General features: G+C 46.8%; 7 protein-coding genes. 4 read left to right on the top strand and 3 right to left on the bottom strand.

The features are described 5' to 3' along the window. Positions 1 to 62 precede the first annotated feature (62 nt). Positions 63 to 5,954 (top strand): trifunctional serine/threonine-protein kinase/ATP-binding protein/sensor histidine kinase, encoded by a 5,892-nt coding sequence (locus QUA02_RS20525; RefSeq protein ID WP_333030230.1) that lies wholly within the window; start codon positions 63 to 65, stop codon positions 5,952 to 5,954. Here the strand turns inward: QUA02_RS20525 and QUA02_RS20520 are convergent. Continuing rightward, positions 5,951 to 7,672: a putative bifunctional diguanylate cyclase/phosphodiesterase gene (locus QUA02_RS20520; RefSeq protein ID WP_333030229.1), complete on the bottom strand. Its 1,722-nt coding sequence runs from the start codon at positions 7,670 to 7,672 to the stop codon at positions 5,951 to 5,953. The genes QUA02_RS20525 and QUA02_RS20520 overlap by 4 nt on opposite strands. 359 nt (positions 7,673 to 8,031) lie before the next feature. Here QUA02_RS20520 and QUA02_RS20515 point away from each other — a divergent pair, with 359 nt between their 5' ends. Beyond that, positions 8,032 to 8,562, top strand: coding sequence for a P-loop NTPase family protein (locus tag QUA02_RS20515; RefSeq protein ID WP_333030228.1), 531 nt, complete (start codon positions 8,032 to 8,034; stop codon positions 8,560 to 8,562). Between the two features lie 316 nt (positions 8,563 to 8,878). Here QUA02_RS20515 and murQ read toward each other — a convergent pair whose 3' ends face one another. Further along, a complete protein-coding gene (gene murQ / locus QUA02_RS20510) occupies positions 8,879 to 9,793 on the bottom strand; it encodes an N-acetylmuramic acid 6-phosphate etherase (RefSeq protein WP_333030227.1) in 915 nt (304 codons plus the stop codon). 276 nt (positions 9,794 to 10,069) lie between these two features. After that, entirely contained in the window at positions 10,070 to 10,444 is a 375-nt protein-coding gene (locus tag QUA02_RS20505) for a DUF3110 domain-containing protein (RefSeq protein ID WP_333030226.1), read from the bottom strand. A gap of 177 nt (positions 10,445 to 10,621) precedes the next feature. On the opposite strand from QUA02_RS20505, the gene QUA02_RS20500 reads away from it, so the two are divergent. Both QUA02_RS20500 and QUA02_RS20495 read left to right on the top strand, forming a co-directional pair. Beyond that, entirely contained in the window at positions 10,622 to 10,792 is a 171-nt protein-coding gene (locus tag QUA02_RS20500) for a hypothetical protein (RefSeq protein ID WP_333030225.1), read from the top strand. 51 nt (positions 10,793 to 10,843) lie between these two features. Further along, a complete protein-coding gene (locus QUA02_RS20495) occupies positions 10,844 to 17,530 on the top strand; it encodes a translocation/assembly module TamB domain-containing protein (RefSeq protein WP_333030224.1) in 6,687 nt (2,228 codons plus the stop codon). The last annotated feature ends 4 nt before the right edge of the window (positions 17,531 to 17,534 follow it).

Genomic DNA, 17,534 nt, shown 5'->3' with positions numbered 1-17,534 from the left:
CCCCGATAGTTCAGACTCATTTAACCCATTCTTCACCGATTAATTATCAAACAAAAAAGACTATGAATAACTCCGAAAACAACAGCAATACTGAGACAGTTCAAATTTTCGACTATCAAATTGTGGAAACAGTTTATTCAGGAAATCGCACCTTAGTATATCGAGCCATCCGTAACAAAGACCTATTACCTGTCATCATCAAACTCCTGAAAAACGACTATCCCACCTTTAGCGAACTGGTACAGTTTCGCAATCAATACACCATTGCCAAAAATCTCAACTCACCTAATATCGTACAAACCTATAGCTTGGAACTTTATCAAAATGGCTATGCCTTAGTAATGGAAGACTTTGGGGGGATTTCTCTTCACGAATGGGCAATGAAAGGGGGAAATGCACTCGATTTGAGAGATTTTTTAGTCATAGCGATCGACCTCTGCAATACCTTATATATACTGTATCGCGAGCGCATCATTCATAAAGACATCAAACCCGCCAATATTCTGATTAATCCCGAAACCAAACAAGTTAAATTAATTGACTTTAGCATTGCCTCACTACTACCGCGAGAAACGCAAACATTAATCAATCCCAATGTGTTAGAAGGAACGCTCGCTTATATCTCCCCCGAACAAACCGGGAGAATGAACCGGGGAATTGATTATCGGACAGACTTTTATTCTTTGGGTGTAACTTTCTTTGAATTACTCACAGGAAAATTGCCATTTTCCAAAAATGAGGCAATAGAATTAGTCCATTGTCATCTTGCAAAAACAGCAGATTTTGTACGTGAAATCAACCCCATTATTCCATCAGTGCTATCAAAAATAGTCCAGAAATTGATGGCAAAAAATGCTGAAGACAGATATCAGAGTGCATTAGGATTGAAATTTGATTTAGAAACTTGTTTACAGCAGCTAAGAGCAACTGGTGAGATTGAAGACTTTGAAATTGCAAAGCGTGATGTGTGCGATCGCTTCATTATCCCCGAAAAGCTCTACGGCAGAGAAACCGAAGTGATGGAGTTGCTCACCGCCTTTAACCGCGTCAGCGCCGGAGACAGCGAACTGTTGCTAGTTGCAGGCTTTTCAGGCATCGGCAAAACGGCTGTCATCAATGAAGTCCATAAACCGATTGCCCGTCAGCGCGGCTACTTCATCAAAGGTAAATACGACCAATTCCAACGCAACATTCCCTTCAGTGCATTCGTGCAAGCATTCCGCGACTTAATGGGGCAATTTATCTGTGAATCAGATGAGCAATTGCAAACATGGAAAACAAAGATTCTCGCAGCAGTGGGAGACAACGGACAAGTCTTAATTGACGTAATTCCTGAATTAGAAAACATTATTGGCTCACCGCCCCCAGCCATAGAATTATCAGGAACTGCCGCCCAAAATCGCTTTAATCTCCTCTTGCCAAAATTCGTGCAAGTCTTCACAAGTATTGAACATCCATTAGTGATGTTTTTAGATGACTTGCAGTGGGCAGATTCCGCATCGCTGAAATTGCTGCAATTGTTGATGGCAGAAACCGGACATTTATTGGTATTGGGTGCGTATCGAGATAATGAAGTGTCATCGGCTCACCCGTTCATCCTCACCGTAGATGAGATTGTCAAAACAGGGGCAGTGGTGAATACGATTACGCTGAAACCTTTGAGTCTAGTAGATATGAATCAGTTGGTGGCAGATACGCTCAATTGCGAGTTATCTCTTGCTCAACCTCTCACCGAATTGGTGGTGCAAAAAACTCAAAGCAACCCATTTTTTGCCACCCAATTCCTCAAAGCATTGCATGACGATCGTCTGATTAGCTTTGACTTTACCCCCCCAACCCCCCCTTACCAAGGGGGGGCAAGGGGGGGTTGGCAGTGCGATCTTGCAGAGGTCAAGGCATTGGCATTCACTTCGGATGTCGTCGAGTTTATGGCACTGCAATTGCAGAAGTTACCCGATGCAACTCAAAGTGTTCTCAAATTAGCAGCTTGTATTGGAGCGCAGTTTGATTTGCAGACATTGGCGATCGTGAGCGAAAAGTCACCTGAAGCAACGGCAACTGATTTGTGGAAAGCTTTGCAAGAAGGTTTGATTATTCCGAATACGGAAGTCTATAAGTTCTTTATTGAATCTGATAGTGCCTCGGTTTCTGATGCAGCAGCTAATCCGATTTATCGGTTTTTACACGATCGCGTTCAACAAGCCGCCTATTCTTTAATTCCCGAAACAGAGCGAGCGATCGCTCACTATCAAATTGGGAAATTACTACTCAGTCAAATTGCACCTGAAGTCAGAGAAGAGCAGATTTTTGTTTTAGTAAATCAGCTAAATTATGGTGTTGTATTAATTGAGAATCAAGCCGAACGCCATGATCTGGCACAACTTAACCTTCTTGCTTGTCGCAAAGCTAAAGCCGCTACCGCGTATCAAGCAGCTCGTGAATATGCTGAGATTGGACTAAATTTACTAGGTAGTAACCCTTGGCAAATAGAGTATGAGATGACTTTGAAATTGCATGAACTTGGTGCAGAAGTCACGTCCCTCTGTGGAGACTTTGACCAGATGAATCAGTGGATTGAAGCTGTCATTTTCCATGCCAGAACTCCCCAAGAACGAGCAGGGGTTTATATGATTAAAATTCAGGTATTAACTTCACAAAATCAGCTTTTAGAAGCAATATCTCTTGCTCAGTCAATTCTTGATGAATTGGGAGTTCAGTTTCCCGATTCCCCAACCTTCGATGATATTCAGCAGGCTGTACAAGAAATTAACGCCTTGACAGTAAATCGACCGATTGAAGAATTATTTGATCGGCCAGCAATGGTAGATTCCAAAAAGCTGGCCATAATGCAAGTAGCAGCAAGCATTCTCCCAGCTTGTCATCTAGTAGGTTCACCATTATATGTGCTAGTAATCGCTCTCCAAGTAAGATTATCTCTCCAGTATGGCAATAGCCCCACTTCTGCCTTCAGCTATGGAATTTATGGCGCTATGACGATCGCTATTTTACAAGATATGACGGCGGCTACTCAGTGGGGTAATTTAGCTTATCGTCTAGCTTCACAAGCAGATAGCAAACATATTCGTCCGGCAACTTTTGTGATTATTGGCTTATCGTTACACCATTACAAATCCCATTTACAGGAGACTTTAGCTATTTTTCAAGCTGGCTATGAAGCTGGATTAGAAACAGGCAACTTAGAGTATGTCGGATACAACGCACATGGATTTTGTTTGAGTTCTTACTGTTGCGGTCAACTTTTAGCAGAATTAGCACCCAAAATCCACATTTATTATCAGCATTTGCTCGATCTCAACCAATTAACAACGGCAAATTATTGTGCAATTTATTGGGAGACAATGTTGTTATTACTAGGTAATCCAGAGCAGAAAAAACTGTTATTTGAACAGCCAAGTTATGAGGAGCAATTAGTTGATCGGGCTTTATCTGCTAACGATTTGATGCGAGTATTTACGTTCTACATCTGTAGGGCAATTTTGAAATTTCTGCTGGGAGATATTGATTTAGCCAACGCCGATGTTGTGCAAGCTAAAAAATATATAGCGGGAGGTGCAGGAGCAATTGTCCAAGTTGTGGATTTCTATGACTCCCTCATTGCCTTAGCTACTAAGGCTGAGTCTCAAACTGAGTTGGCAACACAACAACAGCGAGTACAAGAAAATCAAGCTAAATTACAATTTTGGGCGCACCATGCCCCGATGAATTATCAACATAAAGTTGATTTGGTAGAAGCCGAAAAATATCGAGTGTTAGGAAAAACAGCCGAAGCAATTGAGTTTTATGACAAGGCAATTTCTGGAGCCAAAGCCAACGAATATATCCAAGAAGAAGCACTTGCTAACGAACTGGCGGCTAAATTTTACTTAGGTTGGGGTAAACAGCGTATAGCTGGGGAATACATGACGAATGCCTATTACGCATACTCTCGCTGGGGTGCGAAAGCCAAGGTTGCTGACTTGGAAAGACGCTATCCCCAACTACTTGCTCCCATATTACAGCAAACCCGTTCTCCCCTCTCAACTAATGAAACTGTCTTCGCCTTGGGGAGTGTCACTTCCACCAGTGGAGCCACTTCTAGCAGTAGTGTCTCAGATAGCCTAGATTTAAAAGCGATTCTCAAAGCTTCCCAAACTCTTTCTGGTGAAATCGAACTGGAAAAACTGCTTTCATCGTTGCTTTCTATCGTCATCGAAAATGCGGGGGCTGATAAATGCGTGTTGATGCTGTTGCGAGACAATCGCCTGCTAATTAAAGGCTCAATTATCCAGGGAACGCAACCATTAGTGTTACAAAGGATTCCCGTTGAGGAAAGCCAGGACATTCCTCTGAAGCTCATTTACAAAGTCAAGCACAACAATCAGACTGTTGTTTTAGTGGATGCAACAGCAGATCCCACCTTAGTTAACGATCCCTATATTATCCGTCAGCAACCTAGGAGTATTTTGTGTAGTCCGATTTTGCATCAAGGTAAGTTGATGGGCATTTTATATCTAGAGAATAATTTAGCAACGGGGGCATTTACAAGCGATCGCGTTGAACTACTTAACTTACTCTGCTCTCAAGCGGCTATTTCTCTGGAAAATGCCCAACTTTATGAACGTTCCTTAGAATATGCCCAACAGTTAGAGCGATCGTTTGCCGAATTGAGTGCGAGTAACTCTCGCTTTGAGAAACTTGTAGATAATGTTCCTGGGGTGGTTTATCAGTATCAGATATCTGCTGATGGTGCAACGTCTCTCACCTACATCAGTGGAGAATGTTATGAACTATACGAAATTCATTCAGAGCAAGCGATCGCTAATGTGCAGTTGATTTTGGAAATAATACATCCAGATGATACTGCAAGTCACCAAGACTCTATTGCAGATTCAATTCAAACACTGACTCCTTGGCAGTGGTCAGGTCGAATTATTACACCTTCTGGGATTGTGAAATGGATTTATGGAGAAGCTCGAATCGAACAGCGTGCTGATGGCTCAATGGTTTGGGATGGATTGTTGTTGGATATCAGCGATCGCAAAAAAGCCGAACTTGCCCTACAGCAAAAATCTCTGGATTTACAGCAAGCATTGGTTGATTTACAGCAAGCACAATTACAAATCGTGCAAAGTGAAAAAATGTCAGCCTTGGGCAATCTAGTTGCAGGTGTCGCTCATGAAATGAATAATCCTTTAGGTTTTATAGCTGCCAGTATCGAACAAGCTAAACCGACTGTTGCCGACATCTTTGACCACTTAAAACTATATCAAGAAAGTCTCCTCAACAACAGTGATGAAATTCTCGACCATGCCGAAGAAATTGACTTGGAGTATAGCTTAGAAGACTTGCCCAAAATGCTGGATTCCATGACAATGGCGTGCGAACGTTTGAAGAACATCAGCACTTCACTCCGCACTTTTTCCCGTGCCGACCGAGATGAAAAAGTGCTATTTAATATCCATGAAGGTATCGATAGCACGATTTTAATTCTCAAGCATCGCCTGAAAGCGAACGAACAACGTCCGGCGATTGAAGTGGTTACTAACTACGGTGATTTACCGCCAATTGAGTGCTTTCCCGGTCAACTGAATCAGGTATTTATGAATATTCTGGCGAATGCGATCGATGCAATAGATGAATCAAACATTGGGCGAAGTTTTGCCGAAATTAAAGCAAATCCCAACCGAATTACAATGACAACTTTCAGAGAAGATGAGCAAGTAAAAATTGCCATAACAGATAACGGCAAAGGGATGAATGAATCAGTCAAATCAAAGATATTTGACCATTTATTTACGACCAAAGGTGTGGGGAAAGGGACGGGATTGGGATTGGCGATCGCCCGTCAAATTGTGGTGGAAAAACACGGCGGTACGATCGCCGTCAACTCAACCGCAGGCATGGGTACCGAGTTTGCGATCGCGCTCCCAGTAACAGCCAATGGTTCCGCTTAAAAGTGGCTGGCAAGAGGGATAGGTGCGGCCTCAGACTGAAAGGACTCGTTTAGCAGTTTGGCGATCGTGTCAGCGTTAGCAGGGCGACTGAAGTAAAACCCTTGACCTTCATCGCAGCCTCGCGCTTGCAGGTAGTCACGCTGCTCCTTGGTTTCAATGCCTTCTGCGGTGAGCGTTAACCGCAGACTTTTTGCCAGAGCAATGATGGCATCAGTAATGGTGGCGCTGTCCGGGTTAGACAGTACATCTTTGACAAAGGATCGATCGATCTTGAGCATGTTAACCGGAAACCGTTGCAGGTAGTTGAGGGAACAATAACCTGTGCCAAAGTCGTCTAGGGCGAGGGACACGCCAAGTTCTCGCAGTTGCGTTAAGGTTTTGACCGATCGCTCAATGTCAGTCATCAAGGCACTTTCAGTCACTTCCAGTTCTAAATACGCAGCTTCGAGTTCCGTCTCGGCCAAAATTTGGCGAACCATCTCAACCAGATTCGCCTGCTCAAATTGTCGAGCCGACAGATTCACCGAAATCCGCAGCGCTGGCAGCCCAGCCAGTTGCCAGCTACGGGTTTGAGCGCAAGCCGTTCGCAAGATCCATTCACCAATGGGAACGATCTCGCCATTGGCTTCGGCGATCGGAATAAATTTTACCGGAGAGACCAAACCCTCTGTAGAATGCTGCCAGCGAACCAGCGCCTCCGTTGCTGTCACCCGTCCGCCGTGCAGGTCGATCAGCGGTTGATAGTAAACCAGTAGTTCGTTACGCTCCAGCGCTCCGCGCAGGCTATTTTCTAGGGCCAGTCGCTCCTGTAACTGAACGTTCATTTCGGGTGAATAAAACTGATAGTGACTCCGCCCTTGCTGCTTTGCCTGATGAAGTGCGAGGTCGGCTTGCTGAAGAAGTTTCTCTACAGAATTCGTATTTTCTAGATGGTTCAATGTAATGCCAAGACTGGCGGTGATGTGGATCGGGTTGCCCTTGATAGAGAAAGGTTTGGTCAGCGTACTCAGCAGCATTTGGGATAGCTTGACCACACTCTCCAGCGAGGAGAGTTCGCTGCGAGCGATCGCAAACTCACCGTCGCCCAAACGCGCCAAGATATCTGACCGATCCATGCACTGTACCACCCGTTGGGAAACGGCTCTAATTAGTAAGGCGCATATCCCAGGCTCCAACGCATGGCGCATCCCTGTGAAATCATCGATACCCAATACCAGAACTGCGACCAAGGGTGAGTGATTTTGAGATCGGGTTTGATTCAGGCGATCGCAGAATAAGTCACGATTTGGCAATCCAGTCAGTTCATCGTAGTGGGTAATGTAATGAATCAATTCATCTAGTTTGTAAAGCGTTTGTGAGGAATTTGCCATCAGCGTACCGACTTCATCATCAAACTCTGTGGGTAAGTTCGGCAATGTTCTTGTATCGAGGTAGTTTTGTAGAGCCTCCGAGGTTAAGATTACCGGAACCAGGAGGTGGCGTAGCGTATAAAGCGTTGCTGCCGTACCCGCTAATGTCGCCAGCAGAGCAACCAGCAGAACCCGGACTGATGTCTCTACAGAGTAAGCGTTTGAGGTAAGAAACCAGACCATTAAGGTTAGCAAAGGAACGTGCGTGCCTAAAAATGCAACCACCATAATTTTGGCAGTGTAGCTTTTTTTCAGCCAGGGGAGATGCCCCAAGGATGAGTATAGGTTAAGGTTAGGCTTTGGTTGCATAGGACTCGGTTTGAGAATTTAAAGTTGGTAAAGTATCCAGCAGTCTCGTACTAAGTGCGTTGGCTTCAGAAACGGCTTTTTTAACTAAGGAGCGATCGCCTTAGATTTGACCGATATTTTACAAATCGATCGACAATACCCGGCCGCGATCGCTTGTGTGATAAAATATCCAAGCGATCGCCAAACAACAAGTATATATACTGACCCTAATCGCCTTTCTCAAAAACGTCAACGATCGCACCCAAAATCACCGAAATTGACTTTTTTGAAAGCTACAAATTAGATAGACCTTCAGCTTTTAGTCCGCTACTGATAACTAATGACTAATGACTAATAACTAAATTACTAAAAGGGTAACTATGAAAAAAGTAGCCGTGTTTGGCAATGCTGGAGGCGGTAAATCAACTCTCAGCAAGAGATTATCGGAAATCACTGGTTTGCCACTTTACATCTTGGATAAGATTCAATATCAATCTGGGGGTGCTGAAGTTCCCTATGCAGAATACAAGCGTACCCACGATCAAATTTTAGCTACCCATCGATGGATTATTGACGGGTTTGGTTGCATGGAAACCCTCTGGCCGCGACTCAATGAGGCCGATAGTCTGGTTTTTGTCGATTTACCGCTATACGTGCATTTTTGGTGGGTGACTAAACGGCTGATTTCAGGTAGCTTTATACCGCCAGAAGGCTGGCCCCAAAACAGTCCGATATTGAAGAGTTCAATTAATAGTTACCGCGCTCTTTGGTTGTGTCACAAGTATTTGACTCCCAGATATCGGGAGTATGTCGATCGCGCTCAAAATACCAAAAGTGTTTATCACATCAGATCCACTAAAGAGATTGCACAATTTTTGGAATCGATATCGCAAATGACAGTTGACAACTGAATGGGGAATGGGGAATGGGGAATGGGGAATGGGGAATGGGAATAATATCAAATCCGCAGCATCGGAATTATGTAGTGCGAGCGTCTCGCTCGCGAGCGAGACGCTCGCACTGATATCATTCAAATATATTATTCCGATGCAACCGTCCATGATATAGCAATCCTAAATGATTTGAAAAATAGTACGCGAGCAAGATGCTCGCACTACAAGGATTCTGATCTCGATCGATTTTGCGACTGATTTAGGACTGCTATATAACCAATAACCAATAACCAATAACCAATAACAACTGACTAATGACTGCTGACGGTGCAGACTACTGACTAATTGATGCTACAGCCGATCGCAAATTGCCTTGAAATTCGCCCAAAATTCGATCGCACTCTTCCTTCTCCAAATTAGTCCAGTGCATCATCAAAGCTAATTTTACAGACTTGCCGCTTTTTTCGAGCAAAAAACCCGCTTCATCCCGGCTCAAATCAGTCAAATCCTGCAACATCCGCACAGCCCGATCGCGCAATTTCTTGTTTGTCACCGCCACGTCAACCATGCGATTTCCGTATACCTTCCCCAGCTTCACCATTACCCCAGTCGAAAGAATATTCAAAGCCATTTTTGTCACTGTACCCGCTTTTAAGCGCGTCGAACCCGCCACTATTTCCGGGCCAACCAACAAGCGAATATCAACATCAGCCTCAAAACTCACTTGTTCGACGGGTACGCAGGCCACAAACACAGTCTTCGCCCCCCGCTGGCGCGCTGCGTGCAAAGCACCGGCTACAAAGGGCGTCGTACCTCCAGCCGTAATCCCGACAACCACATCTAAGTTGGTAATGTGACGGTGGGCGATCGCCTCAGCCCCATCCTCAGCCCGATCCTCCAAATCCTCCGAGCTCCGCACCAAAGCCCCCGCACCCCCGGCAATTATGCCCTGTACGAGTTCTGGCGCAGTGCAGAAGGTGGGGGGACACTCGGCCGCATCCAGCACCCCCAAACGCCCGGAAGTACCCGCACCGACGTAAAACAGGCGGCCTCCTTGACGCAGAGACTCGGCGGCGATGTCGATCGCTCGGGCCAACTGTTCGCGGGCGCGGGCGATCGCGCTTAAGGTTTGGGCGTCTTCCCGGTTGAACAAATCCACTAATTCGATCGAACTGAGTTGGTCTAAATTCTCGCTGTTGGCATTCACCTGTTCCGTCAGCAGATGGCCCCGTTCTTCTAAATTCTTCATGCTTTGTTATTTGTTATTTGTTATTGGTAATTGGGAATTGGGAATGAGGAATCGGTAACGGGTAATGGGTAATTGGGAATTGGGAATTGGTAACGGGTAATGGTAATTGGGAATTGGGAATTGGTAATTAGACATCTCCCATAATTCTTGTGGAACAGGCATCCTGCCTGTTCAAAGCTGGCTTTTTAGGAGATGTCTATTGGTTATTTGTTGGTTCCGATTCCCCATGCCCCATGCCCCATGCCCCATGCCCCATGCCCCATGCCCCATGCCCAATTACAAAAGTCCTTCGAGTCGGCGGCGAATAGAATCCAGTTCGTTTTGGGAAACGTCAGAATCCGGCTCCGACTCCGGCTCCCCCTGGGCCTGCCACTGAGTCTGTGTTACATTGTCTTCTGGCGGGATGGCTAGCGCGCCCGCCGGCACAAGTTCCCAATCATAGTCAACACTGTCGCAGAACTCCTTAATTTCCTCATCGTCGATCGCCTCGACAGTGGGTTCGGGGAAATCCTGAGCTTCCAACATCACGCCAAAGCGGGTGGCGTCGTCTTCTGACTCAAACATCAGAACTTTGTTGCGATCGCCGAGTTGAATGGTATGAATTCCCTCATTCTCGGTGCGGGCATTGAAGAGTAAGACGAACACTCGCATAAGTTTTAAAGACCTTCTTAACCACCGTTTTTTTATCTTAGAAGCGATCGGGCAACCGATTTTAGATTTTATATTTTAGATTTTAGATTGACCACCGATCCTGCACTGGCGGGATCGAAAGGATTTGGGGGAGTTGGAGGACTTGGTTTTAGGTGGTGTCGCGTGTTTTGATTAATTTTGGTAAAGGTTTCTGGAGTCTGCCCCGGAGTGGGAGGCGTGAATCAGCTTTCGTTCGATCCTCTGCTGCAAGCTTCGCGCTTCGCGCGATCGGCACTTCGGGCATCACTTCTGAGTCTACTAAAGGCAGAAGGCCCGAAGCGGCGAATCACAGAAATTATACCTGTCTAAAATCGGCTGATTCCCTTAATTCTTGAATTCTCTGATTTTTGAGAAACACCCATGACTAACTCGGACGATGACAAAAATCAACTCCCACCCCGCCCCCACCGCCGCTGGTGGCGTCTGCTGCTGCTTAGCGGTACGGGAGCGGGCATTCTCGCCTTGGTTGGGGCGGTGGCAGCTCAGGCGTGGGTGCGGGACAAGTTAGCTCCGATTGTGCAATCTGAGGTCAGTCAGACACTGAAGAGGCCCGTGCAAATCGGACGTTTGGAGCGATTTTCTCCGACGAGTTTGCGGTTTGGCCGATCGACCGTACCTGCAACTGCTACCGATCCAGATTATGCTTCTACAGAAGCAGTAGAAGTACAATTTTCAATCTGGCAACTGCTGTTCAACCGCACTCTCAAATTAGATATTACCTTAGTTAAACCCAGCGCTTATATCGAACAGGATACTCAAGGCCGCTGGATTAATATTCCCACTAGCGAGCAAAAACCTCCTGGTTTATTTAAAACTGAAGTTGATGCAGTTCGAGTTGAAAATGTCGCCGCAGTTTTGGTACCGAGTCCCGCAGTCGGACAGAAAAATTCGGCTCCGATTTCTGTAAGTCTGAAAAATGGCAGCGCTCTATTTCGCGACCAAAATCAGCGCGTTCTCTACGAACTAAACGGTCAGTTTACGACTAGCGATAATTTTATAGTTAAAGCTGATTCTATGTTACCTGCGGCTCAAACTAACGTGCAGTTGCACGGTCAAAATTTGCCTTTAGCCGACCTCGCTCGCTTGCTGAAACTTCCCGGAATTTATTTACAAAAAGGTCTGGCTAATGGCAATTTGACCGTGCAATTGCGAGACAATAAAGTATCGGGAATTGTTGGAACCGCTAGTTTTGCCGGAGTGCAGGCAAGCATCAATCCGCTGAAACAGCTCGTACAAAATAGCAGCGGTCAGTTGCGGTTTCAGGGAACTAATTTGATTGTCGATAGTTTGACGGCAAATTACGGTCTAATTCCCCTTCAAATAGCAGGAACAGTTGCAACTGGAACTAATTTTAATCTCGAACAAGCTAGCTTCAATCTCACAACTAACGTGCAACCAGTCGCTTTTGCAAGTGTTGTCAGTGCGGTGGAGACAGAGTTAGGGCAGAAAGTAGTATTGCCGGTTGCTGTTGCGGGGGAAGTGAAGGCGGATGCTAAGCTGACTGGAACCCTTGCTTTGCCGGTGCTGACAGGTACGATCGCCTCGACAAAACCCGCTACGGTCGATCGACTGCAATTAAACAATATTAGCACTAATTTCAAATTGGAACGGGGGAGAATGGCTCAAACCCCAAATCCCAATGCTCAATCTTCTATTCCCCCGTTTTCCTCTTTAGCTTTGACTTTGAGCGATATTTTGGTAGTGCCGGCGGCGGGCGGTAAAATTGGCGGGAAAGGTGAAGTTGATATTGCTTTGGGAAGTGAGAATTCGCGATCGGGTTTGGTGTTTGATTTGCAAGCTGAAAACTTGCCCGCAGATAACCTCGCCCAAATTTACGCTCTCCAGATTCCTGCTACTGTTAAAATTGGCAATGTCTCCGCAAAAACTCAAATTTTCGGCCCGTTAGACAACATTCAAGCTAGAGTTCAATGGCAAGCACCGCAAGGTACTTTCCCCGCAGCGGGCGAAATTCGAGCCGATCGCAATTCGGCGGATTTGCAAAATACAGTTGTGAAAATTGGCGACGCTTCTGTTAAGGTGGATGCTGCGCTAAAAGACCGTCAATGGCAAGCTATGATCGAGGGCGAACGCTTGGCCCTAAACACTTTACAGCAAGTCGTGCCTGGGCTTAATTTGCCTCCTGAACTAGCGGGTTTGTTCAGCGGAACTGCCGAAGCTGCGGGAACTCTCGACGATTTGAGTTTAAATGCGATCGCTGCGACGGGCAAAGGAACGCTGAATGTTGCTGACAGTATTGTTGATGTTAATGGCGAACTAGAATCGGGGAACTGGCAAGTTGTTGGCAACACTGAAAAAGTAGCTGTAAATCAATTAATTGATATTGGCTTGCCGTTTTTAGAACGTGCTAATTCTAACACTTCAACCGCAAATCTAGAAAATCTAAAATCCAAAATCCAAAATCTAAAATCGCTCGGCGGACAGCTAGCAGGTGAATTTCAAGCTGCGGGAAATGTTGACAATTTGACTGCTGGCGCAATCAATGCTAGCGCCAACGGTCGGCTCAATATTGCCGACAGCAATGTCAATTTCAAAGGAGAATTGGTAGCGGGAAACTGGCAAGCAACAGCACAAACAGATCGCACTGACATCAGCCGCTTGGTAGATTTGACACTGCCGATTTTAGATGTGGCTTCAGCATTCAATCCCGAAAATCAGCAAGCGGCCAATCTCAACAATCTAAAATCCCAAATCCAAAATCTAAAATCGATCGACGGACAGCTATCGAGTCAATTTACAGCATCGGGAAGTCTTGACAATTTGACTGCTAGCAGCATCAATGCCAGCGGCAGCGGCAGACTCAATCTTGCCGGCAGCAATGTTAATTTTAAAGGAGAATTAGTAGCCGGAAACTGGCAAGCAACAGCAGAAACCGATCGCACTTCCATCAGCCGTTTAGTAGATTTAGGATTGCCGCTGTTAGATGTTGGCTTGGCTTTCACTGCTGACAATCCCCAAACAGTCGCCAATATCAACAATCTAAAATCCAAAATCCAAAATCTAAAATCGCTTGACGGACAAATATCGAATCAAATTCAAGCCAGGGGCAATCTAGATAATTCAACCGCCGCCGATATTTCTGTCAACAGCAGCGGCAAACTCAATATTGCCGACGGTACTGTTGCTTTTAAAGGTAAATTAGAAGACAGACGCTGGCAAGCTTTCGCCGATGCCGATCGAGTTATTCTCAGCCGCTTAGAACAAACTGTTCGCAATCTCCAACTGTTTACCCTAACGGCGACTTTGCCTAAAGGATTTGACGGCAGAGTTAACGGCCAATTCCAAGCAGCGGGCAGTTTGGATAACTTGACAGCGAAGGGAATTAGTGCTAGCGGAGAAGGGCGGATTTTGGTCGATCGACTCGGGGCGATCGACACTACGGCAAAATTGGAAAACGGCAACTTGCAAGCTTTGCTGGAAACGAACGGAATTGCCGTCAGTAATTTAGAACAAACCCTCAAACAAACAGGTTTGCTGACAGCGGATTTACCGCCAGAAATTAACGGAACCCTCGACGGCCAAGTCCGCATTTTGGGAACAGTAGATAATCTAACCGCCAACGGCATCACCGCCAACGGCGACGGACAAATTCGACTCGCCAACGGCGGAGGAATTGTCAATGCTAAAGGCAGCGCCGCATCGGGGAATTGGCGCGCGTCTATCGAGGGCGAGCAAATTGCTCTAAGTCGCTTCCAGCAAGCCTTTGAAGCCCAGCGCCAAAGCTTGCAAGGCCAAGGTTTAGTCTCTGGTACCCAAAATCTCCCCCAGCTTCGAGGACTGTTTAACGGCAATATCAATTTATCCGGCCCGATTGCCGCTTCCCCACAAACAGTTCGCGCCGGCGGCAGTTTCCGCATCTCGGAATTGCCATTTTTGAAACAACCTTTTGAGGCAGTATTTAATTGGGACGGCAAACGGGTGGAAATTGAGAACGCCACAACTCCCGGTTTGACGGCAAACGGCTTTGTTAACGTCGAACTCGCAGGTAAAGGAGGGCCCTCAATTTCCAATTTAGATTTGGATGTCAAACTCGCCAACTTTAACCTGGAAGCCTTGCCGGCAGAACAACTAGCATTTTTGAGACCCATGGGTCTCAAAAATGCTTCAGAGAATAATCTTCCCCTGCGCGGCAATGTCGATTTTACCGGCAGCCTCACCGGAACCCTCGCCGCCCTCAGCTTAGTTGGCGACGTGGCAGTGCGGAATTTAGCAGTAAATCAAATCGCTTTTGACCCGGTACTGGCGGGGAAAGTGACTGCGAGTTCCGACAAAAGTGTAGATTTGCGTTTGGCCGGCGCAAGCGACAAAATCGAATTAGCTTTAAATCGATCGTTCCTGCCGACATCTTTCTTAGTTCAACGCGGGGAATCGGTAGCCCGCGGCCAAACAGAGGGCGAAACTTTGCGAGTCAATTTAAGCGATTTTCCCCTAGCTGCTTTGAATCTATCACCCGGTAAAGATGCTGGTTTGGGGCCGATAACTGGCACGGTTTCGGGACAAGTGAACGTGCCCGGTTGGAAGATGCCGTTAAATCCGGCGACTTTGCAAGCAACCGGACAAATTGCGATCGCCCAACCGGCGATCGGCTACATTAAAGGTGACAGTTTCCAAGCCGAATTCAGCTACGCTAACGGCAGCGCCACTCTCACCAACGGCATCTTCCGCCAAGGCAGCGGTCAATACTTAATTTCCGGCAATGTTAAAACAGGCGCCAACCCAGAATTTGCCGGGAAAGTTAACATCCAGCAAGGCAATTTGCAGCAAGTTTTAACCGCTTTGCAGTATTTCAATTTAGGCGATTTAGCCCGAGGCATAAAAACTCCTGTTTACGGTGACAGTGGCGACGTGCAAACTGTAGCAGTCGGAGAACCGGAGGCCCCGCTAATCGAACAGTTGCGCCGCTTGGCAGAAATCGAAGTAATTTTGCAGCAGCAGCAGGCAGTTAAAACCTCGGAAAAATTGCCTCCCTTATCTCAATTGCAGGGAACTTTTGGCGGGGAAATTGCTGTCGCAGGTTCTTTGCAAACGGGCGTGCAAGCTCAATTTAACGTCAAAGGCGATAACTGGCAGTGGGGAAAATATGTCGCCGAACAGTTCAGCATTGAAGGCAGTTTTCAGGACGGGATTTTAACTGTTTTGCCTTTGGAAATTCGATCGGGCAAAAGTGCGATCGGCTTTTCGGGACAACTCGGGCAAAAAGCTCAATCCGGGCAGTTGCGGGTAGAAAATGTGCCGGTGGAAGAGTTAGCAAAACTGGTGGAATTGCCTTTTGTGGATGTCACGGGAAATTTGAATTTGCGGGCGAATTTGGCCGGCAGTTTGGAAAACCCGCAAGCCACCGGGGAATTGAGTTTGCTGGAAGGTACGCTAAACGGAGAACCGATTAAACAAGCCGACGGCAGTTTCAGTTACAGCAATGCCCGCTTGAATTTTGGCGGCAGCGCTTTGGTAACTCAAACTGAACCGATTGAGGTCGCCGGAAGTTTGCCTTTTGAGTTGCCGTTTGCAGCGGTGAAGGCTGACAGCGATCGAATCGATTTGAGGGCGAATTTGAAAAATGAAGGTTTAGCAATTATTAATGTATTGACTCCGCAAGTTGCGTGGGTCAGCGGTCAGGGACAGGTGCAAATTCGCGTCGGAGGAACGCTGCAAGACCCTGTAGCGCAAGGAATTGCGAATTTTGAAAATGCAACCGTCCGGGCGATCGCCTTCCCAGAACCGCTGACAGGGCTGACTGGGACGGTGCGCTTTGAGGGCGATCGTATTCGGGTAGAAGGAATTCGGGGACAGTTGAGTCAGGGACAAGTTGTGGCCCAGGGCGTGATTCCGCTGTCTGTGCCCTTCGCGGAGGGCGATGTCGATGCGGCTAATCCCCTGGCTGTAAATCTCGACAAGTTAGCCCTAAATCTCAAAGGATTGTACAGCGGCGGCGTTGTCGGTCAAGTGCAAGCAAGGGGCACGGCTAGGCGCCCGCAGTTGAGCGGTAATATTGAACTGTACAACGGCGAAGTATTTCTGCCCAGTGCCGGCGGCGGCAGAACTGAGTTAGCTTCTGCCTCTTCTGCTTCTGATTCTGCTTCCACATCTTCTCCTTCCGCTGCGACTGATGTTTCTGCTTCCCCTACAACTGAGGTTTCTGCTTCTTCTCCTGCGACTCCGACTTCTCCTTCCCCTTCCTTTGAAGTTGGATTGAACGATTTGCGGCTGAATTTGGGGCGGGGAATTCGGGTAACGAGTGCGCCGATATTGAGTTTTCAGGCGACTGGGGGCTTGACGGTGAACGGAACTTTAGATGACCTTCGCCCGGAGGGTACGATTCGGTTGACTTCCGGGTCGGTGAATTTGTTTACAACGCAGTTTAGACTCGATCGAGGATACCCGCAGACTGCTACCTTTGTACCAGGACAAGGACTCGATCCGACGCTGGATGTGAGATTAGCAACTTCGGTGCAGGAAGTAACGAGGTTCCGCACTCCCGGCACATCTGTAGCCTCTGAAATAGCAGACGAACCGACAAGTTTCGGCAGCGTGCGGAGTGTCCGAATTCAAGCGTTAGTGCAGGGAAGGGCTTCTCAGTTGGCCGAAAGTCTGGAGTTGAGGAGCTCTCCGAGTCGATCGTCCACAGAGATTGTAGCGCTATTGGGCGGCAGTTTCGTGCAGACTTTGGGACAGGGAGACAGTACACTGGCGATCGCAAATTTAGCCGGTGCGGGTTTATTGAACAACCTTCAATCTGCGGTTACTAACGCCACGGGATTGAGCGAATTTCGCTTATTTCCCACTCGAATTAGAGGCAACGAAGCACAAACTGCTAGTTCCAGTTCTGCTGCGGGTTCTCTCGGTTTAGGTTTAGAAGTTGGGTTTGACATCACGCGCAATATTTCAGCATCAATCATTCGAGTTTTGTCAGCCAATCAACCGACTGAATTTACTGTGCGCTATCGATTGAGCGATAAAATTTTACTCAGAAGTTCAAGTAATTTTCAAGGAGACAACCGCGTCACTGCGGAATATGAATTGAGGTTTTAGTTAG

The sequence above is a fragment of the Microcoleus pseudofavosus SVA1_A4 genome (assembly GCF_036700565.1).
In the GTDB taxonomy this organism is placed as follows: domain Bacteria; phylum Cyanobacteriota; class Cyanobacteriia; order Cyanobacteriales; family Microcoleaceae; genus Microcoleus.
The sequence above is the reverse complement of the archived record's forward strand: the minus strand, read 5'-3'. Positions and strand labels throughout refer to the sequence as shown.